This window comes from Xanthomonas sp. LF06-19 (assembly GCF_034105425.1).
In the GTDB taxonomy this organism is placed as follows: Bacteria; Pseudomonadota; Gammaproteobacteria; order Xanthomonadales; family Xanthomonadaceae; genus Xanthomonas_A; species Xanthomonas_A sontii.
Genome location: NZ_JAXGGH010000008.1, coordinates 40,136 through 65,134, shown reverse-complemented (window position 1 = coordinate 65,134; position 24,999 = coordinate 40,136). Strand labels below are relative to the sequence as shown.

The window sequence follows — 24,999 nt, the reverse complement described above, 5'->3', positions numbered from 1 at the left end:
TTCTCTGCTTTCTACGCCATGAATCCCATCCAATTTCTGCGCCGCCATATCGCCAATCTGCCGATGGCGCGCAAGTTCGTCGTGCTGTGCACGCTGATCGCGCTCGGCGTGATCCTGCTCGCCGTTGCCGCAGCGCGCCTGCAATATCTCAACCTGATCGATGCGCGCAAGCAAAGCGTCAAGACCCAGGTCGACATGGGCCTGAGCGTGATGCAGCACTACGCCGATCTGGCCAAGCGCGGCGAGATGACGCAGGCGCAGGCGCAGGCAGCGGCCAAGGGCGCGCTGGCCGACATGAAGACCAACGGCGGCGTGGACTACTTCTTCATCGTCGACCCGCAGATGCGCATCGTCATGCATCCAAAGCGTGCGGTCGGCACCGACATGAGCGGCTACAGGAGCGATGCCGGCGAGTACGTGTACCGCGACATCCAGACGGCGGTGCGCAGCGGCGACGGTTTCAGCTACTACACCGCGCCCAAGCCCGGCAAGTCGGTGCAGCTGCCGAAGATCAGCTACGCCGCGCTGTACCCGCAGTGGAACTGGGTGCTGGCGATGGGCGTGTATGCCGAGGACATCCAGGCCCAGGCGATGGGCTTCACCAAGATCCTCACCGTGATCGGTGGTGGCCTGGTGGCGCTGGTCGTGGGCCTGTGCTGGCTGATCGCCGGCGCCATCGTCGCGCCGCTGCGCGGCGCCACGCGGACCGCCGAGGCGATCGCCTCCGGCCGTTTCGACAATCCGATCAAGGTCGAGTCGCGCGACGAGACCGGGCAGTTGATGGCCAGCATGCAGCAGATGCAGACCCAGCTGCAGCGCTTCAACGGCGAGATGCAGACCCTGGTGCGGCTGCAGCAGGGCGAGGACATCAGCCACCGCATGCCGGAGGACTTCCCCGGCGACTACGGCACGCTCGCGCACGGCATGAACACGGCGCTGTTCGAGCACCTGGACGCGATCGTCGAGGCGATGGCGATCATGGACGAGTACGGTCGCGGCGACCTGCGCCGCGACATGCGCCGGCTGCCGGGACAGCGCGCCGCACTGCACGAGGCGCTGGACGTGGTCAAGGCCAACCTGTCGGCGGTCAACGGCGACATCGCGCGGCTGGCCGACGCGGCCGCCCGCGGCGACTTCACTGCACGTGGCGACGAGGCGCGCTACGCGTTCGCGTTCAAGGAAATGGTGGAAGCGCTGAACCGGCTGATGCGTCAGGCCGACAGCGGCCTGGCCGACGTCGGCCGGATCATGGGGGCGATCGCCGATGGCGACCTGTCGCAGCGCGTGGACGTGCGCTATGAAGGCGCATTCGGCAAGCTCGCCGACGCCGCCAACCGCACCGCCGAGCAACTGACCGGCATCGTGCAGGGCATCCAGCGCGCGGTCGGCTCGATCAACACCGCCGCCAGCGAGATCGCCAGCGGCAACAGCGACCTGTCGGTGCGCACCGAGCAGCAGGCGGCCAGCCTGGAAGAAACCGCCGCCTCGATGGAGGAGCTGACGTCCACCGTGAAGCAGAACGCCGACAGCGCGCGCCAGGCCAACCAGTTGGTGCTGAGCACCGGCGAGGTGGCCGAGCACGGCGGCCGCGCCGTGGAGGAAGTGGTGGCGACCATGGCCTCGATCAGCGCCGCGTCCGCGCGCATCGCCGACATCATCGGCGTGATCGACGGCATCGCCTTCCAGACCAACATCCTCGCGCTCAATGCGGCGGTGGAAGCGGCGCGCGCCGGCGAACAGGGCCGCGGCTTCGCCGTGGTGGCCTCGGAAGTGCGCACGCTGGCGCAGCGTTCGGCGGCGGCGGCCAAGGAGATCAAGGCCCTGATCTCCGACTCGGTGCAGGAAGTGGAGCAGGGCTCGACCCTGGTCAACCGCGCCGGCACCACCATGACCGAGGTGGTCGCCTCGGTGAAGCGGGTCACCGACATCATGGCCGAGATCTCCGCGGCCAGCGCCGAGCAGAGCGCGGGCATCGACCAGGTCAGCAAGACGGTGATGCAGCTGGACGAGGGCACCCAGCAGAACGCGGCATTGGTGGAAGAAGCCAGCGCGGCGGCCAAGAGCATGGAAGACCAGGCGGCGGAACTGGCACGCGCGGTGGCGGTGTTCCGCCTCGCCGGCGGCGCCGCCATCAGCGTGGCACCGGCCATCGCGGCAAGGCCGCAGCCGGCCAGGCCGGCAGTGCGGGCTGTCGCCGCCGCCAAGCCCAAGCCGGCGGTCCCGGTGCGGCAAGCGGCGGCCAAGCCGCGCCCGATCCAGGGCATGCCGGCGGACAGCGCGGAGTGGGAAGAGTTCTGATCGAGTGCAGCGTGGTGGCTCTGCCGCCACGCCGTGGCCGCTCCTGCAGGTGATGGCATCGCCTGGCATCCGAGGCGTATCGCCCCAGCTTCTTCATCCACTTTTTGCCTGTGGCTGCCTATGGTCGCAGCGACGGCGCGCCGGCAGTGCGGCGGTGGAGGAGGAGCCGAGTCGATGTTCTGGAAACGCAACAGCCTGTCGATCGTGTTGCTGGCGCTGAGCCTGCTGTTCATGGCCGCTCAGGCGCTGAGTGGCCACCAAGCCTACAACGAGGAACTGCGCCAGCAGGGGCTGGCGGCGCTGCCGATGTGGCAGTACCTGCACAGCGGGCACTTCATCGGCGCGCTGTTCGAGAACTGGGAGAGCGAGTTCCTGCAGATGGGCATGTACGTGGTGCTGACGGTGAAGCTGCGCCAGTGGGGCTCGGCCGAGTCGCGGCCGCTGTCGCCAGGGCAGGAGGACGACGCCGTCGCGCCGGGCCCGGCGCCTTGGCCGGTGCGCGCCGGCGGCATCTGGCTGGCGCTGTACGAGCGCTCGCTGGCACTGGCCTTCGGTGCGCTGTTCCTGCTCAGCTTCGTCCTGCATGCACTGGGCAGTTGGCGCCACGAGTTGGCCGAGCAGGCCATGCAGCATCGGCCGCTGCCGTCCTTCTGGGAACACGCCAGCGGCGCGCAGTTCTGGTTCGAATCGATGCAGAACTGGCAGAGCGAGTTCCTGGCGGTGTTCGCGCTGGTGGTGTTGAGCATCTGGCTGCGGCAGAAGGATTCTCCGCAATCCAAGCCGGTGCACGCGCCGCATCGGCAGACCGGCGATTGATCGCGGCGCCGAGGGCGGTGTCGACCACGGGCAATGGCCCAGACATGCGAACGCCGCGGTGCTTGTGGATCGCGGCGTCGGCGTCGTTGCGGTGGACCTGCAGTGAAGCGCTAGCGCGCCACGCTGCCCTTGGTCGAACCGGCACCCGGGCCGGCGCCCAGGTCGGCACCGGTGGTCGGGTCGCTGTCCGGCTGCGACAGCGTACGCGCCGCCAGCGCCTGCACTGCGCTCTGTTCCAGTTCGCTCAGGCCCACGCTGGGCATCCCGCTGCCGCCATCCACCGCCACCTGGCGATTGCGGTCGGCAATGGACTCCCACTGGCTGCCGCTGTTCCAGGGCCCCTGCATGTCGTCGTCGCCCTGCGACATGTCGTAGTAGCGATCGGTGAAGGCCGGATCGCCCGGCAGCTTGCCCGGCGGGAAGTTCGGCTCGATCGCGTACAGCGCCTTCTCGAAGGATTTCTGGTGCGCCACCTCGCGGGTCATCAGGAAGGTCAGCGCATCGACGATGCCCGGATCGTCGGTGACGTTGATCAGGCGCTCGTAGACGATCTTGGCGCGCGCTTCGGCGGCGATGTTGGAGCGCAGGTCGGCCGTCGGCTCGCCGATGCTGTCCACGTAGGCCGCGCTCCACGGCACGCCACTGGAATTGACCAGCGCCGGGCCGCCGCCGTAGAGAATCTGCTGGGTCTGGCTGGTGTTGTTGTTGAGGGTGAGGTTGCGCATATCCTCGGCTTCGGCCATGCCTTCGGACAGCACCGCCTTCGGCCCCTGATTGAGCATGGCGATGATCGAGCCGATGATTTCCAGGTGGCTGAGCTCCTCGGTGGCGATGTCGTAGAGCAGATCCTTGCGGCCGGGATCGACCTCGCCGATGGCCTGGGTGAAGTAGCGCATCGCCGCGGCGAGCTCGCCTTGCGGGCCGCCGAACTGTTCCAGCATCAGCGAGGCCAGCGCCGGGTCGGGTTGTGCTACGCGGACCGTGTACATCAGCCGCTTGTTGTGCATGAACATGGGGTTCTCTTGGAGTGCCGCCCGAACGTCGAGACGACGCAATGGCGCGACCGACGGCCGCGCGTGGGGGATAGGCGTCTTGGACACTGCGACCCGCGCCGGCGGGCCGCAGCTGGGGCGGTCAGGCCGCCTTGCGCTTGCGTGCCGCTTCTTCGTTGCCCCCCTGCTCGGCCAGCAGGGTCAGCTTCTCGTCGGTGGACTTCTCTTCATTGAGCGTTTCCAGCAGCAGGCTCAACGCATCGTCCATGCCCAACTGCTTGGCCATGGCGGCAAGTGTGCCGTAGGAGGCGATCTCGTAATGCTCGACCTTCTGCGCGCCGCCGATCAACGCGGCATCGCGCACCGGGCCAGCCTCGATCGAGTCGATCACTTCCTTGCCTTCTTCCACCAGGCCTTCCATGGCGGCGCACTTGATCCGCTTCAGGCGCAGGTTGCCTTTTTCGACGATCTGGTCGATGCGTTCGATCTGGCCTTGGGTTTCTTCCAGGTGCGCTTCGAACGCCGCGCGCAGCGCCGGGTTGGTGGAGGCGCGTGCCAGTCGCGGCAGTGCCTTGGTCAGCTGCTTCTCGGCGCTGTAGATGTCCGACAGCTCGTGGATGAACAATTCGTCGATGGTCTTGACGGCCATGGGGAGTCTCCGGTCGATGATGGTGGGTGCTGCGGGGGAATGCGCACGCGTCGTGCGGTGCACGACGACGCTCAGTGCTTGGCGGTTTCGCCTTCGGTGCGTTCGCGCTTCAGGAACGCCAGGATCGTGGCTTCCTGGTGCTCGATCAGCCACTCGGCCATGGCGATTTCCTGGTCGAGGATGGCGGCGCAGATGTCGGCGATCTCGGTCTGCCCGGCTTCCTTGGCGGCGATCACCAGGGAACGGTAGCTGGCGATCTCCATATGCTCGAACGCGTAGCTCACGCCCAGGCTCTTGGCCACCTCGTCGCTCATCATCGAATTGCCGGCGGCGTGCACCGAGGCCATCACGCTCGCCACCGTGCCCTTGATCGTCGGGACCGAGCCGTCGAGGATCTGGATGCAGCGCTTGACCTGCTCGGACTGATCGCGGGTTTCGTCGACGTGCTGCTCGATGCGCGCCTTCAGCTGCGGGTAGTGCTCCAGGCGGCCGGCGGTGGCAGTGAGCATGGTGTTGGCCTCCTGCTCCATGGCGTAGGCGTCCTGCAGCCACTTCAACAAGCGTTCGGTGTTGCTTCGGGTCATGGATATCGCTCCAGATGGTGTGCGCGACGCACCTGCATCGCATCGCGCGTCCGTGTGTTTTTCCCCTGTGCGATCAACCTAGACTTGCCGCCGTTAGAGCAGTTGCAGCGCAGAGTGAATGCCGTGCGAGATGCCGTGTGAGGAGATGTACACGGTGGCGATACGCGTGATGCGCGGGTGCTGCATGTCTTTTGCGCTCGCGCTCGAAGGAGCGGCTTCAGTCGTGACAGGCCTTCATGGGAATGCCTGTCGCGGCTGAAGCCGCTCCTAAAGAGGGGAGTGCGCTAGATCTGTGGCCTGCTAACGAGACAGCAGCAGGCGCGATGCGTGTGCTTGCGTGAGGATCACGGCGACAACATCAGGAGAAAGCCTCTCGCGGCCAGAGCCGCACCTACAGCGCCGCCAGCCCGCAGCGCTTTTCCCATTCCCGATTCCCCACTTACGATTCCCGGCCTTACAGCGTCACTGCGCCACCCGAGATGGTCAGCAACGTGCCCGAGGTATAGCTCGAGGTGTCCGCAGCCAACAATACATAGGCCGAGGCCAGTTCCGCTGGCTGGCCAGGACGGCCGAACGGCGTCTGCTCGCCGAAGGTGCGCACCGATTCCTCATCCATGCCGGTGGGAATGAACGGAGTCCAGATCGGGCCTGGCAGCACCGCGTTGACGCGGATCTTCTTCTCGGCGAGCAGGCCGGCCAGGCCGATGGTCAGGTTGGCCAGCGCGCCCTTGGTGGCCGAGTACGGCAGGATGTTGGGCGTGGGCTTCTTCGAGTTCACCGAGGCGGTGTTGATGATCGAGCCGCCCTCGGGCATGTGCGGCAGCGCCAGCCGCACCAGGTGGAACGGCGCATGCACGTTGGTGGCGAAGGTTTTCTCCCATTCGTCGAGGGTGATCTCGTCGAAGCTATGGAAATAGCGCTGGTAGGCCGCGTTGTTGACCAGTACGTCGAGGCCGCCGAAGGCGTCGGTCACGGTCTTGATCAACGTCTCGGCCTGCGCGCGGTCGCTGATGTCGCAGGGATGCAGCAGCACGCGCACGCCGGCATCCTCGACCAGCTTGCCGATGCGCTCGGCGTCGTCCTGCTCGTCGGGCAGATAGGCGATGGCAACGTCGGCGCCTTCGCGCGCATAGGCGATCGCCACCGCCGCGCCGATGCCGCTGTCGCCGCCGGTGATCAGGGTGCGCTTGCCCTGCAGCAGGCCGTGGCCGACATAGCTGTCTTCACCGTGGTCCGGTTTCGGATCCATGGCCTGGGTCTTGCCGGGAAAGGATTGCTGCTGCGCCTTGAACGGCGGCGACGGATAGTTCGGAACGGCCATGTGCATGCCTCGTTGGGGGAGTGTCCGACGAGGGTGGGCAGGCGCAGGTAAAGCCGGGGCCAAGGCCATGTCGGCGGCATGTCACGATGCAGGCAAGCGCCCGTGCCGATGGCTGTCTGCGGTGGCGACGCCGCTGCGCCGCGAACTCAGCCGGCGGCGAGCGTGCGCGCGCCGACGATGATCATCCGCAGCATCGCGGTGATCTGCCGGATCAGTTCCGGATCCTTCTCCGGCGGCAGGTCCATCGCGGTGGCGCCCATCGCGAACACCAGCCGGGTGATCGCCTTGGACACCAGTGCCGGCTCGTGCAGCGGCGCGCCCTCCAGCGCGGCCAGGCGGATCAGGTCCACCCGCAGTTCGTCCTCGAAATAGTTCAGCTCGCGGTCCACCGCATGCTTGAACGCGTCCGAGCCGACCGTGCCCTCGCGTAACAGGACGTGCAGCAGCTTGTCGTCGGCGCGCAACTGTTCCATGAAAGTCTCCACGGAACTGAGGATGATGCTGCGGCGGTTGCCGGCGGCACGCTGCCGCGCCTGGCCGATGATGGTGCGCAGCGAGCTGCCGGCCAGGTCGATCAGCGCCACCGCCAGCTCGTCCATGTCGCGGAACTGGCGGTAGAAGCTGTTGGGGGCGATGCCGGCCTCGCGGGTCACCTCGCGCAGGCTCAGTGTGGACACGCTGCGGTGCGGCCCGATCAGTTTGAGCGCGGCGGCCAGCAGGTCCTCGCGCGAGATCGCGCCCTTGCGGGCGTTCGGCGTGTCCGCGAACGGGGGAGGGGAGAGCGTCGTCATGGGCAGACCGGGCCAGGCAATGAGGGATGATAACGCCATTGCTGAATGCACAACTGTATAGACATCTGTATCTTCATCTGTATAGTGGACCCCATGAACGCTGCCCGCCGTCCCGCCAAGCTCCGCCCCGCCGCCCGCGCCCTGCGCGCCTGGGTCAAGCCGGACGTGTTCGATTTCTGGTCGACCCGGCTGCATCCGTTGTGGACCTGGCAGCGCCCGCGCGCCCGGCTGGTGCAGCGTGAGGCCGCCAGCAGCGATGCGGTGACCCTGGTGCTGCAGCCCAACCGCCACTGGCGCGGCCTGCGTGCCGGCCAGCACGTGGAACTGGGCGTGGAGATCGACGGCCGCCGGCTGCTGCGCAGCTACAGCCCCACGCCGTTGCCGGGCGGGCGCCTGGCGATCACGGTCAAGACCGTCGACGGCGGCCGGGTCAGCCAGTACCTGGCCGGCGCGGCGCGCATCGGCGAGGTGTTCGAACTCGGCCAGGCCTACGGCGAGATGGTGCTGCCGACCGCGCCGCACGGCCGCTGGCTGCTGCTGGCCGCCGGCAGCGGCATCACCCCGATGCGCGCGCTGCTGCGGCAACTGGCCGATGCCGGCATGCCGGCCGATGTCGACCTGCTGTACTGGGCGCGGCGCCACGACCAGGTCTGCTTCCGCGACGAACTGCAGGCGCTGGCCGCGGCGCATCCGCGCTTCCGCCTGCACCTGGCCATCACCGGCGAAGGCGAAACGCCGGCGCCGCGCGTGGACACGCTGCCGCTCGACGCCCTGGGCGGCCTGGAGCAGGCGCAGGTGCTGGCCTGTGGCCCGGGCGGCTTCGTGCAGGCTGCGCGCGCGCGCCTGCAGCATCAGGTGGCGCGCTTCCAGGCCGAGGCGTTCAGCCCGCCGCCGGCGCCTGCCGATGTCGAACAGGGCACCGTGGCGGTGACCCTGGCGCGCAGCGGCCGCGTGCTGCAGCTGCCGCGCGGCCAGTCGCTGCTCACCGCGCTGGAAGCCGAAGGCCTGCGTCCCAAGCACGGCTGCCGCATGGGCATCTGCAACAGCTGCGCCTGTGGCAAGCAGGCCGGCATCACCCGTGATCTGCTCAGCGGCGCCCACGCCGCCGAACCCGGTTCGCTGAAGCTGTGCGTCAACAGCGCCAGCAGCGACCTGACCCTGGACCTCTGAAGGACTTCCCCATGGCGGCTCCCCGCAACCGCGCACTCACCCCTGCCGAACTGCAGGCCTTCGGCGACGAACTGGATGCGCTGCGCATGCGCACCCTGGCCGACCTGGGCGCGCGCGATGCGCGCTACATCCGCCGCATCGTCGCCGCGGTGCGCTACACCGGCGTGGCCGGCCGTGCGCTGCTGTTCCTCGGGGCGTTCGTGCACAGCGTGCTGGTGCCGGCGTGGATCGCCGGCGTGCTGCTGCTGACCCTGTCCAAGATCCTGGAGAACATGGAGCTGGGCCACAACGTGATGCATGGCCAGTACGACTGGATGGGCGATGCGCACCTGAACGGCAACACCTACGAGTGGGACATCGTCGCCACCGGCGACAACTGGCGCAAGACGCACAACTTCAAGCACCACACCTACACCAACGTGCGCGGCATGGACGACGACATCGGCTATGGCCTGCTGCGCATCTTCCCCGAGCAGCGCTGGCGCCCGTTCTACCTGGCGCAGCCGTTCATCGCGGTGGTGTTCGCGCTGCTGTTCGAATGGGGCGTGGCGATTCAGGACCTGCGCCTGGGCCGCTGGCTGGCCGGCAAGATGAAGCGCGGCGAATTGAAGCGGACGTTCCTGCCGGTCGGGCGCAAGATGGGCCGGCAGATCTTCAAGGACTACATCCTGTTCCCGGCGCTGGCCGGACCGTTCTTCCTGCCGGTGCTGCTGGGCAACCTGGCCGCCAACGTGCTGCGCAGCATCTGGACCTTCGTGATCATCTTCTGCGGCCACTTCACTGCCGACGCCGAGACCTTCCCCAAGGAGTCGATCAAGAACGAGTCGCGCGGCCATTGGTACCTGCGGCAACTGCGCGGTTCCTCCAACCTGGCCGGCGGCAAGCTGCTGAACGTGCTGTCGGGCAACCTCAGCCACCAGATCGAGCACCATTTCTTCCCGGACGTGCCGGCCAACCGCTATGCGGCGCTGGCGGTGCAGGTGCGCGAGATCTGCGCGCGCTACGGCCAGCACTACAACACCGGCTCGCTGCCCAAGCAGTTCGGCCAGGTGGTGTGGCGGATCCTGCGCCACGCCTTCCCGAGCCGGCCGCGCCCGGTGCGGGCGCTGCAGCCGGCGACGCAACAGGCCGGCTGAGCCTCGCGCACAGGTCAAGCAAAAAGGCGGGGGGCGACCCCGCCTTTTTCATTGGCCCGGCGCTGGCGCGATATGCACGCCTCGCTCACGGGAGGCTGTCGATCATCCTTAGCCGCCTGCAGACGCTGGCGGCGGTGCAGGCGTCTCCCGTCGAGCGAGGGCCTGCGATGAAACCTGCCAAGCTGTTCAACGTGGTCGCCAAGAAGGCGTCGTATGCCGCCGGCACGCCCTGGACCTTCTGCATCGCGCTATGCATCGTGCTGGTGTGGGGCCTCAGCGGCCCGGTGTTCGGCTTCAACGACACCTGGCAACTGGTCATCAACACCGGCACCACCATCATCACTTTCCTGATGGTGTTCCTGATCCAGCACACCCAGAACGCCGACACCGCGGCGATGCAGATCAAGCTCGACGAACTGATCCGGGTCAGCGCCAAGGCCAACAACGAGCTGCTGGACCTGGAAGAGCTGGACGAGAAGCGGCTGGAAGAAATCCGCAAGCAATACGAGGAACTGGCGCGCAAGGCCAGCGAGGAACTGCGTGCGCGCAATGCGCGCCACGGCGATGGCCGCGAAACCCACGATCGCCCCAAAGGTTGAGCTGACGCCCACGCTCCTGCGACGCTGGCAGCAGCGTGTCGGCGGTGAGCGCGCGACACGCCGCTGCGCGTTGCAGGGATCAGGCCGGCACGGCGCCGTCCGGATCGTCTGTGGTCGCAGTTGTCGACGCGCGCTCGGCGCCCTGCAGGGTGTCGCCGTGCGGCGGCGTGGCCCGACCGTCATCCAGTTCGGCTGGTGGCATGGACGAGGCCGCGTCGGCCATGGTGGTGTGGGTGTTGCGGCGATAGGCGCGGATGGCGGCGTAAGCCGTGCCGGCCAGCGCAAGTTTCCAGAGTAGACCGGACATCGCAGGGCTCCAATGTGGAAGGAGCGGCCAGCGTCGGCCAGCACGGGTGGCGCAGGCGTGCAGGTCACGTGCGTGCGGCGTGGTCGCGCCGGTCGGCATCGCAGTCGCCGCTCGCGCGGCCTTCATCGCAACTTGCATGCCGGCTAACGTGCGCCGGCCTAGCGTGATCCGCTCACACGCTTCTGCAGGAGATCGTCATGGCGCAGCGCACTTCACCTCCCACCGGCACGCACGATGTACGCCAGGCCGCCTACCGCGGCACGCAGGGCGATGTGTCCGCCGACAGCGGCGTGCCACGCGGCCGCGACCGTGATGTGCCGTCGCAGCCCATGCCGCCGCCGCAGGCGCCTGCGCCACAGGATCACGGCGAAGACCGCAGCGGACGCAGCCAGCCGAACCTCGGCCAGGCCGGCACCTATGGCGCCACCGGCGAGCATCCCGGTGGCGCCCACGGCAAGGCCGCCACGTCCGGCAGTTATCACGAGGACGATGCGGACAATGCGGCGCACGATGCCGCCGCTGCACGCGGCGAAGACTAGCCGCACCGTGCGCTGAACATGGAGGCGGCAGGCACGGGCGTGCATCTGCTGCGCCACGCGTCGGTAACGCACGCGGTGCGACCATGCCGTTCCCCACCCGGAGATCAGCACGTATGTCCAAGCAGACCATGGCTCGCCTGCTCGCCGAAACCCTGCACAGCGCGGGCGTGGAGCGGATCTGGGGCGTGACCGGCGACAGCCTCAACGGCCTGACCGACGCGCTGCGGCAGATGGACAGCATCGAGTGGATGCACGTGCGCCACGAGGAAGTGGCCGCCTTCGCCGCCGGCGCCGAAGCCGCGGTCAGCGGCAAGCTGGCGGTGTGCGCCGGCAGTTGCGGCCCGGGCAACCTGCATCTGATCAACGGCCTGTTCGATTGCCACCGCAGCCACCAGCCGGTGTTGGCGATCGCCGCGCACATTCCGTCCTCGGAGATCGGCCTGAGCTATTTCCAGGAAACGCATCCGCAGGAACTGTTCCGCGAGTGCAGCCACTACGTCGAACTGGTGACCAACCCGGCGCAGATGCCGGAAGTGCTGCAGCGGGCGATGCGCACGGCGATCCTGCGCCGCGGCGTGGCGGTGGTGGTGATCCCCGGCGACGTCGCCCTGCAGGAAATGCCCAAGGGCACGCCGACGACGTGGCCGGCGCTGGCCGCGCCGCGCATCCTGCCGGCCGACGCCGACGTGGCGAAGCTGGCCGATCTGCTGCAGGCGAGCAAGGCCACCACCTTGCTGTGCGGCAGCGGCTGTGCCGGCGCGCACGACGAGGTGGTGGCGCTGGCCGACGCGCTGGGCGCGCCGATCGTGCACGCGCTGCGCGGCAAGGAACATGTGGAGTGGGACAACCCGTTCGACGTCGGCATGACCGGCCTGATCGGCTTCAGTTCCGGCTACCAGGCCATGCTCAACTGCGACACGCTGCTGATGCTCGGCACCGATTTCCCGTACCGGCAGTTCTATCCCAAGGACGCCACCATCGTGCAGGTCGACAACGATCCGGCCGCGCTGGGGCGGCGCACGCCGCTGCAGCTGGGCATCGCCGCCGACGTGCGCGAGACCATCGCCGCGCTGCTGCCGCGCCTGCAGCGGCGCGAGAACCGCGGCTTCCTGGAGAAGTCGCTGGCTCACTACCGCAAGGCGCGCGAGGGCCTGGACGACCTGGCCGTGGCCTCGGCCCCCGGCGAGCCGTTGCATCCGCAGTTCGTCACGCGCATGGTCGATGCGCTGGCCGATGCCGATGCGATCTTCACCTGCGACGTCGGCACGCCGACGGTGTGGGCGGCGCGCTATCTGACCATGAACGGCCAGCGCCGCCTGCTCGGCTCGTTCAACCACGGCTCGATGGCCAATGCGATGCCGCAGGCGTTGGGCGCGCAGGCGCAGTTCCCGCGCCGGCAGGTGATCTCGCTGTCCGGCGATGGCGGTTTCACCATGTTGATGGGCGACTTCATCACCCTGGCCCAGCTCGGCCTGCCGGTGAAGGTGGTGGTCTACAACAACGGCTCGCTGGGCTTCGTGGCGATGGAAATGAAGTCGGCCGGCTACCTGGATACCGGCACCGACCTGAGCAATCCGGACTTCGCGGCGATGAGCAACGCCATGGGCATCCTGGGTCTGCGCGTGGACGAGTCGGCGCAACTGGAGCCGGCCCTGCGCGAGGCGTTCGCGCATCCCGGCCCAGCGCTGGTGGACGTGCGCGTGGCCAGCCAGGAGTTGGCGATCCCGCCGGCGGTCAAGCTGGAACAGGCCAAGGGCATGGGCCTGTACCTGCTGCGCGCGGTGATGAGCGGACGCGGCGAAGAGGTGCTGGAACTGGTCAAGACCAACCTGCGCTGAGTCGCCGCAGGCACCGCGGCGCGGTTACGATCGCCGCGGTTCGCCCCGCCTCTTCCGTTGCGCCCAAGGACGTCCATGCCCCGTTCGCTGTTGCGGCAACTGCTGCTGATCTGGATCGTCATCGTCGCCGCCTGCGTGGGCATGGCGGTGGTGCTGGTCGGGCTGTACCGGCACAGCGAGGGCGTGCGCAGCGAACGCGCGCAGGCCGGGTTGCGCGAGGTGTGCACGCGCATGGTGCAGCGCTACAACGGCGCCAGCGCCGCCGCCCACGGCAGCGACGGCACCGGCCTGGCGGCGGTGGTCTCGCAACTGGTGCTCGCCGATGCCGCCGGCGTGGAAGGCGGCTTCTGGGACCGCCAGCGCGGCTTCGTCGCCTATGCCTATCCGACGTACGACGGCAGCGAGCACAAGACCGACGTGCCCTCGGCCGAGCGCAACGTCATTGTGTCCACCGTGCAGCGCGGGGTGGAGGCGCAGCACCCGGTCGACTACCGCCGCGACGGGCAGCGCGAGAGCCTGCTGATCGCGGCCTGCCCGCTGGACCGCAATGCCGCGGCCTGGGCCATGACCCGCGTGGCCTCCAGCGACGCCGCCGCCAGTCTGCCGCTGGCGTTGGGCATGGCGCTGATCCTGGCGCTGGTGGTGGTCTCGGCGCTGGCGCTGGGCTGGGTGGTGCGGCGCTGGAGCCAGCGCTTGCAGGGCATCCAGCAGGCCTTGGCGACGCCGGCCGAGGTACCGCAGATCCCCAAGACCGGCGCGCCGGAGCTGGACCGGCTCGGCGCCGCGGTCACCGACTATGCGCAGCGCAACGCGCAGGCGCTGGCCGAGACCCGCCGGCTCGGCGAGGAGCTGTCGCGGCACGAACGCCTGGCCGCGCTGGGGCGCATGACCGCGACCGTGGCGCACGAAATCCGCAACCCGATCGCGACCCTGCGCCTGGCGCTGGAAAACCAGATCGCCGCGCACGCGGACGGCGCCGCCGACGCCCAGGCGCAACTGATGCTGGCGCAGATCCAGCGCCTGGACGGCGTGGTGGAAAGCCTGCTCGGCATGGTCCAGCCGATCCGCCTGCACCGGCAGACGGTGGCGCTGCAACCGTGGCTGCAGGCGCTGCTGGACCCGGCCGACTGGGACGGGCAGACGCCGCCGATCGCGCTGCGCCTGCAAGCGGCGCCAGCGCAGTGGATGCTGGATCCGCAGCAGGCTGCGCGCGCCCTGCACAACCTGCTGCGCAATGCGCTGCAGCACGCCGCTCCCGGCACCGAGGTCACGTTGGCGGCGCAGGCCGAGAACGACTTGCTGCACCTGCGCGTGCGCAACCAGGGCGAGCCGGTGCCGGCGCCGGTGGCCGCGCATCTGTTCGAACCGTTCGCCAGCGGCCGCAGCGACGGCAACGGCCTGGGCCTGGCGCTGGTGCGCGAGATCGCCCGCGCCCATGGCGGCGAGGCGCACTACGCGCATCGCGACGGCATCACCGAGTTCAGCCTGGAGCTGCCATGGCGCGCATCCTGATCATCGACGACGACCTGGCCTTCCTCAGCACCCTGCAGGCGACGCTGCGCTCGTTCGGCCACGAGGTGGTGGCCGTGGCCGACCCGCGCGAGGGCCTGGCGCGCCTGGGCGAGGGTGGGCTCGACCTGGCCTTCGTCGACTTCCGAATGCCCGGCATGGACGGCATCGCACTGATGCGTGCGCGCCAGGACGATGCGCTGGCCATGCGCGTGCCGCTGGTGATGCTCACCGCGCATGCCTCCAGCGGCAACACCATCGAGGCGATGAAGCTCGGCGCCTTCGATCACCTGGTCAAGCCGGTGGGCCGTGCCGACATCGCCGAGGTGGTCGAGCGCGCCCTGCGCAGCCGCGGCGACGCCATGCCGGAGGCCGCACCGGCCATGCCCGCCGAGGAGGACGACGCGCTGCTCGGCCACAGCGCGGCGATGCGCACCGTGCACAAGCGCATCGGCCTTGCCGCCGCCTCCGACCTGCCGGTGCTCATCACCGGCGAAACCGGCACCGGCAAGGAACTGGCGGCGCGCGCGCTGCACCGTGCCAGCGCCCGTGTCGCGCAGCCGTTCGTGGCGATCAATTGCGCGGCGATTCCCGCCGAGCTGATGGAGAGCGAGCTGTTCGGCTACCGCAAGGGCGCGTTCTCCGGCGCGGTGAGCGACCGCAACGGCCTGATCCGCGACGCCGATGGCGGCACCCTGTTTCTCGACGAGATCGGCGACATGCCCTTGCCGATGCAGGCCAAGCTGCTGCGTTTCCTGCAGGAAGGCGAGGTCTCGCCGCTGGGCGGGCGCGGCGCGCAGAAGGTGGATGTGCGGGTGATCGCCGCCACCCACCGCGACCTGCTGCAGGCGGTGGACGCCGGGCGCTTCCGCAGCGACCTGCGCTACCGGCTCAACGTGGTGCCGATCGAACTGCCGCCGCTGCGCGAGCGCGGCGACGACATCCTGCTGCTCGCCCAGCACTTCCTCGCCGCCGGCGCCAGCGCCCCGCAGACCCTGTCGATGGCAGCGCAGGCGCGCCTGCGCGCCTATCCCTGGCCGGGCAATGTGCGCGAACTGCGCAACGCCATGCAGCGCTGCCAGGTGCTGGTGCGTGCGCCGGTGGTCGAGGCGCACGACCTGGACGAACTGCTGGCCCAGCCCGCCGAGACGCCCACGGCGCTCGACACCGACGCGCTGACCCTGCCGCAGGCGATCGCGCAACTGGAACGGCAGATGATCCAGGCGGCGCTGACCCAGGCCCACGGCAACCGCGCCGAGGCCGCGCGCCGACTCGGCATCCATCGCCAGCTGCTGTACCGCAAGCTCGACGAGTACGGGCTGTAGCGGCGCGCTGGCGCGCCGCGGGATTGGGGATTGGGGATTGGGGATTGGGGATTGGGGATTGGGGATTCGGGATTCGGGATTCGGGATTCGGGATTCGTCACAGCACCCGACATCAGGCGACGCGTCCGCTTTTGCGAATCCCCAATCCCCAATCCCCTTCCATCCAAACCTGTCCGCAAAGCGGACAGATGTGGATGGAATGGAGACGCTGCCAAAGCCAGATCGGCACTCGATTCATTTAAAGATCAATGACTTAAAAGTTGGCACGGCCTCTGCATTATTTCTCCTGCGAGCGGCGCCCCCTTGCCGCTCAGGAGGAACTCCCATGATCCGTCGTAGCGCACTCGCTCTGTCCCTGGTGCTGGCCACCGCCGCCGCTGCCGCCACCGCGCAGGTGCCGGCGCCGCCCGCACCTCCCGCCCCGCCGGCGCCCGGCAGCGTCCCGGCACCGCCGCCGCCGCCCGCGGCCCCCGTCGCTGCCACGCCGGTGCGCGTGGACGGCACTGTCGAGCGTTTCATGCTCAACCCCAACGGCGACGTCGATGGCCTGTGGCTGATGGACGGCACCCAGGTCAGCTTCCCGCCGCACCTGTCGGCCGATCTGCAGGCCGCCGTGCGTCGTGGCGATGCGATCTCGGTGCAGGGCTATCGCCTGGGCAGCCTGCCGCTGCTGCAGGCCAACACCATCACCGCGCGCCGCAGTGGCAAGCAGGTGGTCGACCGCCCGCCGAACCCGATGACGCCGCCGCCGGCGCCCCCGGCACCACCGGCCCTGACCCCGCTGCAGGCCGATGGCCGCATCGAGCGGCTGGTCTATGGCCCGCGCGGCGACACCGCCGGCGTGCTGCTCAGCGACGGCACCGTGGTGCGCATGCCGCCGCACGCCGCCGTGCAGTACAGCGAGTTGCTGCGGCCCGGCGCGCGCCTGAGCGTCAACGGCTTCGGCGTGTTGACCCAGGTGGGTCGCTCGGTGGAAGCCACCCAGGTCGGCCGCGACCGCAACTCGCTGCAGGCGGTGTTCGCGCCCCCGGCCCCGCCTGCGCCGCCGGCTGCTCCGCCGCCGGGCGCGCCGGGTGCGCCGGCCGCCCCGCCGCCGCCGCCGGCCCCGCGTTGATCCGGGCGCGGTTCCATCGCGCCTGACCCCGCGCCCGCCGTTCGCGGCGGGCGCTGCCGGCCCCCGCCGGCATCCCTTGTTCGTCTGGAGAATGCAATGCATTGGGTCGATCCCGATTCCCTGCCGGAAACCCGTGGCACGCTCGCACGCTTCCTGCTCAACCCCAAGGCCGACGTCGACGGCCTGCTGTTCGACGACGGCACCGAAGTGCACACCCCGCCGCACCTGTCGGCGCAACTGCTGAAGGCGCTGCGTCCGGGCGCCGGCCTCGGCGTACGCGGACTCAAGCCGCGCGGCGCCGATGTGCTGGTGGCGTTTGCGGTGGGCCCGGACGGCGCCGCGCGCATCGTCGATGAAGGTCCGCATGCCGGTCCTCATACACCCAAGCCCAAGCCGCCGGCCAAGCACAAGCCTGCGCAGGACGCGGTGCGTCACGCCGGCACCATCGCACGGCTGCTGCACGGCCCGCACGGGCAGGTGCATGGCGCGCTGCTGGAGGACGGGCTGATCGTGCGCTTCCCGCCGCACGCGGTGCCGGAATCGGCGCGCTGGCTCGCCGCCGGCAAGCCGCTGACGGCGCAGGGCGAATTGCTGGAGTCCGCGCATGGCCAGGTGCTGCATGCGCAGGCGTTGGGCGCCAGCGACGCGACGCTGCAGCCGCTGAAGCCGAAGCCGCCCAAGCCTCATCACAAGCCGTTGCACGCGCATGCGGATGATGCTGCACCGAAGGACGGGCCCAAGCCGAAGCGGAAGCCCAAGCCCAAGTCCCACTAAGTTCCGAGTCGTCGCGGCGGTGTGCCCCTGGCCACCGCCGCGCCTGTGTTTCCCGCGCTCATCCAGGACACCGTCATGCCGCCCGTCGCGCCTGCGCAGCACCACGTTCTCCTGTCCTTGTCGCCGCTCGCGTCGCCGGCGGTGCGCGCATGAGCGGCACTGGCAAGCGCCCGCGCGGCACGCGCGCGCTGGAAGCGCTCAATTTCACCATGGCCGACGTGCAGGACGGGCTCGGCCCGTTCCTGAGCGTGTTCCTGCAATCCAAGGGCTGGTCGCTCGGCGCGATCGGTTCGGTGATGACCGCCGGCGGCATCGTCGGCATGCTCGCCACCACGCCGGGCGGCGCGCTGGTCGATGCGACTAAGCGCAAGCGCAGCATCGTGGTGGTCGGCTGCAGCATGATCCTGCTGGCCTCGGCGCTGCTGTGGTGGTCGCCGACGCTGCCGGGCGTCATCGCCGCGCAGGTGATGACCGCGCTCGCCGCCGCCGCGCTGGGGCCGGCGCTGTCCGGCATCACCCTGGGCCTGGTGCGCCAGGCCGGCTTCGATCACCAGATCGCGCGCAACCAGGTCGGCAGCCATGCCGGCAACGTGGTGGCCGCGGCGCTGGCGGGCTTGCTCGGTTGGAAATTCGGTTTCGGCGCGGTGTTCGTGCTGACCGGCTGCTTCGGCGTGCTGGCGATCATCTCGGTGTTGATGATTCCGCGCGACGCCATCGATCACCGTGCGGCGCGCGGCATGGCCGAGACGGAGGACGCGCATGGCGAGCACGTCAGCGGCTGGTCGGTGCTGCTGACCTGCAAGCCCTTGCTGGTCCTGGCCGCGGCGCTGGCGCTGTTCCACCTCGGCAATGCGGCGATGCTGCCGCTGTACGGCATGGCCGTGGTGGCCGCGCATCAGAGCGACCCGAACGCGCTGACCGCCACCACCATCATCGTCGCCCAGTCCACGATGATGCTCGCCTCGCTGCTGGCGATGCGCCTGATCCGCGTGCGCGGACACTGGTGGGTGCTGCTGCTGACCTTCCTGGCGCTGCCGTTGCGCGGGCTGATCGCCGCCAGCGTCATCCACACCTGGGGCGTGTTCCCCGTGCAGATCCTCGATGGCGTCGGCGCGGGCCTGCAGAGCGTGGCAGTGCCGGCGCTGGTGGCGCACCTGCTGCAGGGCACCGGCCGGGTCAACGTGGGGCAGGGCGCGGTGATGACGATGCAGGGCGTCGGCGCGGCGCTGAGCCCGGCACTGGGCGGCTGGATCGCACAGGGGTTCGGCTATCGCGCCGCATTCCTGCTGCTGGGCGGCATCTCGCTGCTGTCGCTGGCGTTGTGGGTGGGGATGCGCAAGCACCTTGTGACGGCGAAGCGCGGGCGTTCGGACGAGGAACCGGTGCCGCCGCTGCCAGCGTAGGCGTCAGTCCGGCGTCACCCCGGGCACCACCTCGCAGGCGATCCCGGCGGCGGTCAATTGCGCCGCCAGCGCCACGTGTGGCGCCTGCCGGAACGCATCGCCCGGCAGCAGGCTGACCACGCGCTGTCCGGCGTGCGCCCGTTCGATCAGCAGCGCCAGATGCGCGGCCGGATCGTCCGGCAGCGGCTGGCGACTGGCATCGCGGCGTGCCAGGCTCAGCACCGCCGCGCTCAACTGCGCACCGCACAGCAACAGGTCGGCCTGGTTGAGCGCACGCAGCGCCTTCAGCGTCAGCGCGCCGGGGTCGCCGTTGCCGGTGCCGACCAGCCACACGCTGCCCTGCCGCGGTACCGCGTCGCTGTGCTGCAGGCTCTCGGCGAAGGCCTGTTCGGCGGCATCGCGCTGGCCGCTCTGCAGCAGGGTCTGCACCGGTCCCTCCAGTACCTGTTCGAACCAGCGGCGGCGCTGCGGCAGGTCCGGCAGGCGCGCGCGGATGGCGGCGCGGTGGCGCGCGAACAGTTGCGCCAGTTCGGCGTAGGAATGGTCCAGTTCGGTTTCCCAGCGCTCGCGCAGGCGCCGCGCCAGCATCGGTGCCGCACCGCTGGAGGAGATCGCGATCAACAGCGGGTCGCGGTCGATGATCGCCGGCACCTGGAACGTCGACAGCGCGGCGTCGTCGACCACGTTGACCCACTTGCGTCGCGCTCCGGCCTGTTCGGCCAGTTGCCGGTTGAACGCCTCATCGTCGGTGGCGGCCACCACCAGCCAGGCGTCGTCCAGCCACTGCGGGTCGAAGGCGCCGTCGGCGCGTTGCAGGCGGCCCTGCGCCAGCCACTGCGCTACGGTGGGGTTGAGCGCGTGCGCGTACACCAGCACGTCGGCGCCGGCGTGCAGCAGCGCCTCGATCTTGCGCATCGCCACCTCGCCGCCGCCGACGACCAGCACGCGGCGTCCGGCCAGGTCGGCGAACAGGGGATACAGCGGCATGCGGACTCCTGGCTGGGGCGAGGTGCGTCAGGTCGCGGGCAGGCATGTGGCGGGACCGCACGCGGCTGCGCAGCGTTCTGTCGGTCAACGATACAGAAAGGAGGGCCTGGCGGAGCTGTCCGCAGCGGATGTCATTCTCCCCCGTCATCCCAACGGCCCGCGGCGGCGGCAAACGCCGAACCATGCCCGGCAGCGCCTCGCCGCGCAGCCAACGCGCAGGCGCTGGCGTATGATCCGCGCTCGTCGCCCTCCCGAACCGGCATCATGGATCGAGCCCGTCCGTCCCTTTCGTGGCCACGCGTGTCGGCGTGGTGTGTCCTTTTCGCGCTGCTGTGGCCGGTGGCGCCCACGCTGGCGCAGACCGCGCGCAAGCCGTCGGCCTACGAGCAACGCCCGGGCAGCAATGCCGCCGTGCAGCCGGCGACGGGGCCCGATTCCCTGTCGCGCCTGGACAGCCGTGCGCAGTTCCTGCAGCTCGCGCGGGTCTACAACGCCGGCACCGCGCTGGAGCTGCCGCATCTGCTGTTCGTGATCGACCGGCAGCAGGGTGGACGCGTCTACTACCTCAACACCCCGCGCTTCGCACTGCACGAGCAATTCGTGCGCCAGCGCCTGGCGCCGGGCATGGGCAAGGCGGCGCTGAAGGCGCAGTACCGCGATCCGCAGCGCCGCTTCCTGTTCGGCACCCTGAGCTGGCAGCAGGATCTGCCGGGCTACACCTACGAGTTCTGGGAGGGCGACGTCCTTACCGCGCCCTTGTTGCAGCAGACCGATGCCGCCTTGCGCGCCTCGTTCTTTGACGCGCTGCGGTTCAAGACCAACTCCACGCTGCACGAACAGGTGGCCAAGTCCGCCGGGCTGGCCTTCGTCACCCAGGAGGCGCTGCTGCGCGAGCAGCGCTTCCTGCCGTTGAACACCGGCCATGCCGAGGGACGGCTGCGCATCGTGCGTTCGGAGGCGCAGTTCCGTACGCTGTCGCCGCGCGATATCCCGGTGCTGGACGAGGTGCCGATCGCGTTGGCGCCGGTCGCCGGCCTGGTCACACAGCGCCCGTCCACGCTGTTGTCGCACGTCAACCTGCTGGCCAAGGGCTGGGGCATTCCCAATGTGTACGTGCGCGATGCGCAGGCGGCGTTGCGCCAGTACGACGGGCGCTGGGTGCAACTGGATGTCACCCACAACGACTACCGGGTGACAGCGCTGGCGAGTCCGCCGACGGCCGCACCCGCTGCCGCTCCCCGCACCGCGGCCCGCGCGCTGCCGCGTCCGGACCTGAGCGTGACCGCGCTCCAACCGCTGGCGGCGCTGCGCGCCCGCGACAGCCGCGCCTGCGGGACCAAGGCCGCCAATCTCGGCACGCTGAAAGCGGTGCTGCCGCCGGCCGCGCGCGTGCCGGACGGCTTCTGCATTCCGTTCGCGTTCTACCAGGCGACGCTGCAGCGCCTGCAGGTCGACCAGCGCCTGCGCGATCTGCAGCGACGCCCCGGCTTCGCCACCGATGCGGAGGTGCGCCGCGCCGCGCTGGCGACGCTGCGTGCCGAGATCGCCGACGCCACGCCCGATCCCGCCTTCGTGCGTGCGCTGGAGGCGCAGTGGCGCGAACAACTGCATGGTGCCGGTGTGTTCGTGCGCAGCTCGTCCAACTCCGAGGATCTGCCCGGCTTCAGCGGCGCCGGCCTGTACACCACCGTGCCCAACGTCACCCGCGCCGACGCATTGGCCAAGGCGGTGCAGACGGTGTGGGCGTCGGTGTACAACTTCGAGGCTTACGAGGCGCGCGCCGCCGCCGGCCTGCCGCAGGACGCGGTGGCCATGGCGGTGCTGGTGCAACTGGCCGCGCCGTCCGACAGCTCCGGAGTGATGATCACCCGCGATCCGTTCGATGCCGCGCGCCGTCATGTCACCTACATCTCGGCCAAGCGCGGCCTCGGTATCCGGGTGGTCGAGGGCAAGCGCCAGGCCGAACAGGTGATGTATTCGAGCTGGTCCAAGGCGGTGCAGGTGCTGAGCCGCTCGGCCGAGGACACCCAGCTCGTGGCCAACGCCGCCGGCGGCGTCCGCGAGGTGCCGATCGTCGGCACCCGCCAGGTACTGACCGACGCGCTCATCGCGCGACTGGCCAAGGTTGGCGCGATGACCAAGCAGGCGCTGGGCGGCGCCGATCAGGACATCGAATGGGCGGTGGTCGGCGACGAGGTGGTGATCCTGCAGGCGCGGCCGTATGTGGAGCGGGGTGGGCGCCAGTGAACCACCCTCACGTTGCTGCCGGGGCGCTATCGGTGCAGCCGCTTGCGGTGGGCAGCCAGCGCGGCACGGCGGTATCTGAGTTCCATTGATGTCCGGTCGCGGCTGAAGCCGCTCCTATGGACGACAGTTCGCCACGTCCGCCTTCTGTAGGAGCGGCCTCAGCCGCGACCCGCAGCGCCCGACAACGCGTCGGACGCTCCCATCAGCTCACGCCGTCGGCGCATCCGCATTCTGGTGACGCGCCGCGGCGGTCTTGCTGTCGCGTTCGGCCGCCAGCAGGGTCAGCGAGCGGCCGATGCCGTGCCACTGCGAACCACCGGGCAGGCCGTGTTCGCCGTTGCGTTCGGCGGTGTCGATCAGCACGCGCCAGTGTTCGCCTTCGACCAGCGGCAGGGTGAACGGCACGTCCTCGACCGCGCCGTTGACGATCATCAGCAAGGTCACGTTGGACGCGGCCTGTCGCAGGCCGCTGGATGGGGCGCGGCCGTCCAGGCGCATCATCAGTGCGCGGGCGTGCGGGTCGTGCCAGGAGGCTTCGGTCATCTCCTCGCCGTCCGGGGCCAGCCAGGTCACGTCCTTGATGCCCAGTTCCTCGTCGTAGACGCCGTCGAAGAAGCGGGCGCGGTGCAGCAGCGGGTAGTGTGCGCGCAGGTGGGTCAGGCGCGAGACGAAGGCGCTGAGCTGATGCGCGCGCGGGCCGGCTTCCCAGTTGAGCCAGGTCAGTTCGTTGTCCTGGCAGTAGGTGTTGTTGTTGCCGCCCTTGCTGCGGCCGAACTCGTCGCCGGCCAGCAGCATCGGCGTGCCCTGCGACAGCAGCAGGGTGGCCAGCATGTTGCGCATCTGCCGCAGGCGCAGCGCGTTGATCTGCTCGTCGTCGGTCTCGCCTTCCACGCCATAGTTGGCGGAGATGTTGTTGTCCGAGCCGTCGCGGTTGTGCTCGCCGTTGGCCTCGTTGTGCTTGTGTGCGTAGCTGACCAGGTCGTGCAGGGTGAAGCCGTCGTGGGCGGTGACGAAGTTGACCGAGGCGGTGGGGCGGCGGCCGCGGTGGTGGAACAGGTCGGCCGAGCCGGTCAGGCGCGTGGCCAGTTCCGCCAGCTGGCCTTCGTCGCCGCGCCAGAACGCGCGCACGTTGTCGCGGAACTTGTCGTTCCACTCCGACCAGCCCGGCGGGAAGCCGCCGACCTGGTAGCCGCCGGGGCCGACGTCCCATGGCTCGGCGATCAGCTTGACCTGGCTCAGCAGCGGGTCCTGGCGGCAGGCGTCGAGGAAGCCGCCCTTGGGATCGAAGCCGTGGTGCTCGCGGCCGAGGATGGTGGCCAGGTCGAAGCGGAACCCGTCCACGTGCATCTCCGACACCCAGTAGCGCAGCGAGTCGTTGACCATGCGCAGCGCGCCGGCATTGGTCAGGTCGAACGTGTTCCCGGTGCCGGTGTCGTTGATGTAGAAGCGGCGGTCCTCGGCCAGGCGGTAGTAGCTGGCGTTGTCGATGCCCTTGAACGACAGCGTCGGCCCCAGTTCGTTGCCTTCGGCGGTGTGGTTGTAGACCACGTCCAGGATCACTTCCAGCCCGGCGCTGTGCAGCCGGGCCACCATCTGCTTGAACTCGGACACCGTGCGCGTGGCCATGTAGCGCGGGTGCGGGGCGAAGAAGCCGATGGTGTTGTAGCCCCAGTAATTGCGCAGGCCCTGCTTGAGCAGATATTCGTCGTCGACGAAGGCGTGCACCGGCAGCAGTTCCACCGCGGTCATGCCCAGGCGCTTGATGTGCTCGACCACCTCGTCCACCTTCAGCCCGGAGAAGGTGCCGCGCCAGGCCTCGGGGACCGAGGGGTGGCGCATGGTGGTGCCGCGCAGGTGGGTCTCGTAGATCACCGTGCTGTCCCACGGCGTCTGCGGGCGCTGGTCCTTGCCCCAGGTGAAGGCCGGATCGATCACCGCGCACTTGGGCATGTAGGCGGCGCTGTCGCGACGGTCGAAGCTGAGGTCGGCATCCTTGTGGCCGATGGTGTAGCCGAACAGGGCCGGCGCCCATTTCAGTTCGCCGACCAGTTGCTTGGCGTAGGGATCGAGCAGCAGCTTGTTGGGATTGAAGCGGTGCCCGGCGTCGGGCGCGTACGGGCCGTACACACGGTAGCCATAGAGCTGGCCGGGGCGCGCGTCGGGCAGGTAGCCGTGCCAGATCTCGTCGGTGTACTCGGGCAGGGCGATGCGTTCGATCTCGCGGCCGCGATCGTCGAACAGGCACAGCTCCACCTTGGTGGCGTGCGCCGAGTACAGGGCGAAGTTCACCCCCAGGCCGTCCCAGGTGGCGCCCAGCGGATACGGCAGGCCCTCGCGGATACGCGAACGGCGGGTGAGCTTGCGCACGGGCATGAAGGATCCTTAGGAAGAGATGCTGCCGTTGCCGGCGCTGCGTCGCGGTTGCGACGGCGGCAGCGCCTCGGCATCGGCTTCGGCGGCCGCTTCCGCGGCCACCAGGCGTTCGGCCATGGCCCAATGGCGGGCGGCGTGGCCATCGGGTCGCCCTTCGGCTTCCCAGATTTCGTGTGCGAGTTGGCGGATGCGGCGTTGGCGTGTTTCTGCGTCCATGGCTTCTTGCG

General features: G+C 69.5%; 21 protein-coding genes and 1 pseudogene. 13 read left to right on the top strand and 9 right to left on the bottom strand.

Annotated features, from left to right (window positions below; translation table 11 throughout):
- Positions 1–36: 36 nt before the first annotated feature.
- Both SLW55_RS16040 and SLW55_RS16035 read left to right on the top strand, forming a co-directional pair.
- Positions 37–2,115 (top strand): annotated as a pseudogene (locus tag SLW55_RS16040) (methyl-accepting chemotaxis protein); the annotation flags it as partial.
- A 357-nt stretch (positions 2,116–2,472) separates the two neighbouring features.
- Positions 2,473–3,114, top strand: a complete 642-nt coding sequence (locus SLW55_RS16035) for a DUF6766 family protein (protein WP_295942381.1) — start codon at positions 2,473–2,475, stop codon at positions 3,112–3,114.
- Between the two features lie 110 nt (positions 3,115–3,224).
- Here SLW55_RS16035 and SLW55_RS16030 read toward each other — a convergent pair whose 3' ends face one another.
- The 5 genes from SLW55_RS16030 to fabR form a co-directional block, all read right to left on the bottom strand.
- A complete protein-coding gene (locus tag SLW55_RS16030) occupies positions 3,225–4,127 on the bottom strand; it encodes a manganese catalase family protein (RefSeq protein ID WP_295942383.1) in 903 nt (300 codons plus the stop codon).
- A 121-nt stretch (positions 4,128–4,248) separates the two neighbouring features.
- Complete coding sequence (locus SLW55_RS16025; protein WP_152244919.1) at positions 4,249–4,755, bottom strand: ferritin-like domain-containing protein; 507 nt, start codon at positions 4,753–4,755, stop codon at positions 4,249–4,251.
- Between the two features lie 71 nt (positions 4,756–4,826).
- Complete coding sequence (locus tag SLW55_RS16020) at positions 4,827–5,339, bottom strand: ferritin-like domain-containing protein (RefSeq protein WP_043094625.1); 513 nt, start codon at positions 5,337–5,339, stop codon at positions 4,827–4,829.
- A gap of 454 nt (positions 5,340–5,793) precedes the next feature.
- The gene (locus SLW55_RS16015) at positions 5,794–6,660 is read right to left on the bottom strand and encodes an SDR family oxidoreductase (protein ID WP_017910119.1); all 867 of its coding nucleotides are present in this window, start codon (positions 6,658–6,660) and stop codon (positions 5,794–5,796) included.
- Between the two features lie 146 nt (positions 6,661–6,806).
- Positions 6,807–7,451, bottom strand: coding sequence for an HTH-type transcriptional repressor FabR (gene fabR / locus SLW55_RS16010; protein ID WP_152235638.1), 645 nt, complete (start codon positions 7,449–7,451; stop codon positions 6,807–6,809).
- A gap of 93 nt (positions 7,452–7,544) precedes the next feature.
- Between fabR and SLW55_RS16005 the strand changes: the two genes are divergently transcribed.
- From SLW55_RS16005 to SLW55_RS15995, 3 genes are all read left to right on the top strand, one after another.
- Positions 7,545–8,621: a ferredoxin reductase gene (locus SLW55_RS16005; RefSeq protein ID WP_152235637.1), complete on the top strand. Its 1,077-nt coding sequence runs from the start codon at positions 7,545–7,547 to the stop codon at positions 8,619–8,621.
- 11 nt (positions 8,622–8,632) lie between these two features.
- Positions 8,633–9,757 carry an acyl-CoA desaturase gene (locus SLW55_RS16000; RefSeq protein ID WP_152235636.1) on the top strand — a complete coding sequence of 375 codons (1,125 nt, stop codon included), beginning with the start codon at positions 8,633–8,635 and terminating at the stop codon, positions 9,755–9,757.
- Between the two features lie 167 nt (positions 9,758–9,924).
- A complete protein-coding gene (locus SLW55_RS15995) occupies positions 9,925–10,356 on the top strand; it encodes a low affinity iron permease family protein (protein WP_017910123.1) in 432 nt (143 codons plus the stop codon).
- Between the two features lie 79 nt (positions 10,357–10,435).
- Here SLW55_RS15995 and SLW55_RS15990 read toward each other — a convergent pair whose 3' ends face one another.
- Positions 10,436–10,663, bottom strand: coding sequence for a hypothetical protein (locus SLW55_RS15990; protein WP_017910124.1), 228 nt, complete (start codon positions 10,661–10,663; stop codon positions 10,436–10,438).
- Positions 10,664–10,860: 197 nt separating this feature from the next.
- Here SLW55_RS15990 and SLW55_RS15985 point away from each other — a divergent pair, with 197 nt between their 5' ends.
- The 7 genes from SLW55_RS15985 to SLW55_RS15955 all read left to right on the top strand — a co-directional run bounded on the left by SLW55_RS15985 (position 10,861) and on the right by SLW55_RS15955 (position 19,165).
- Positions 10,861–11,202 (top strand): hypothetical protein, encoded by a 342-nt coding sequence (locus SLW55_RS15985; protein ID WP_152235635.1) that lies wholly within the window; start codon positions 10,861–10,863, stop codon positions 11,200–11,202.
- Between the two features lie 128 nt (positions 11,203–11,330).
- Positions 11,331–13,040 (top strand): ubiquinone-dependent pyruvate dehydrogenase, encoded by a 1,710-nt coding sequence (poxB, locus tag SLW55_RS15980; RefSeq protein WP_320745470.1) that lies wholly within the window; start codon positions 11,331–11,333, stop codon positions 13,038–13,040.
- Between the two features lie 75 nt (positions 13,041–13,115).
- Positions 13,116–14,552: a HAMP domain-containing sensor histidine kinase gene (locus SLW55_RS15975; protein WP_320745389.1), complete on the top strand. Its 1,437-nt coding sequence runs from the start codon at positions 13,116–13,118 to the stop codon at positions 14,550–14,552.
- Positions 14,537–15,874, top strand: coding sequence for a sigma-54 dependent transcriptional regulator (locus SLW55_RS15970; RefSeq protein WP_320745388.1), 1,338 nt, complete (start codon positions 14,537–14,539; stop codon positions 15,872–15,874). Before SLW55_RS15975 ends, SLW55_RS15970 begins: the two co-directional genes overlap by 16 nt.
- A gap of 325 nt (positions 15,875–16,199) precedes the next feature.
- Positions 16,200–16,988, top strand: a complete 789-nt coding sequence (locus SLW55_RS15965; protein ID WP_152235631.1) for a hypothetical protein — start codon at positions 16,200–16,202, stop codon at positions 16,986–16,988.
- 96 nt (positions 16,989–17,084) lie between these two features.
- A complete protein-coding gene (locus SLW55_RS15960) occupies positions 17,085–17,762 on the top strand; it encodes a hypothetical protein (RefSeq protein WP_320745387.1) in 678 nt (225 codons plus the stop codon).
- 149 nt (positions 17,763–17,911) lie between these two features.
- Positions 17,912–19,165 (top strand): MFS transporter, encoded by a 1,254-nt coding sequence (locus tag SLW55_RS15955; RefSeq protein WP_320745386.1) that lies wholly within the window; start codon positions 17,912–17,914, stop codon positions 19,163–19,165.
- A gap of 3 nt (positions 19,166–19,168) precedes the next feature.
- Here the strand turns inward: SLW55_RS15955 and SLW55_RS15950 are convergent, their stop codons facing one another.
- On the bottom strand, positions 19,169–20,152 hold the full coding sequence (locus tag SLW55_RS15950; RefSeq protein ID WP_320745385.1) for an NAD(P)-dependent oxidoreductase: 984 nt from the start codon (positions 20,150–20,152) through the stop codon (positions 19,169–19,171).
- Positions 20,153–20,452: 300 nt separating this feature from the next.
- Between SLW55_RS15950 and SLW55_RS15945 the strand changes: the two genes are divergently transcribed.
- Positions 20,453–22,399: a PEP/pyruvate-binding domain-containing protein gene (locus SLW55_RS15945; RefSeq protein ID WP_320745384.1), complete on the top strand. Its 1,947-nt coding sequence runs from the start codon at positions 20,453–20,455 to the stop codon at positions 22,397–22,399.
- A gap of 207 nt (positions 22,400–22,606) precedes the next feature.
- On the opposite strand, the gene glgX is transcribed toward SLW55_RS15945, so the two are convergent.
- Positions 22,607–24,772 carry a glycogen debranching protein GlgX gene (gene glgX / locus SLW55_RS15940; protein WP_295928453.1) on the bottom strand — a complete coding sequence of 722 codons (2,166 nt, stop codon included), beginning with the start codon at positions 24,770–24,772 and terminating at the stop codon, positions 22,607–22,609.
- A gap of 9 nt (positions 24,773–24,781) precedes the next feature.
- Positions 24,782–24,988, bottom strand: a complete 207-nt coding sequence (locus SLW55_RS15935; RefSeq protein ID WP_153750618.1) for a DUF2934 domain-containing protein — start codon at positions 24,986–24,988, stop codon at positions 24,782–24,784.
- Between the last annotated feature and the right edge of the window lie 11 nt (positions 24,989–24,999).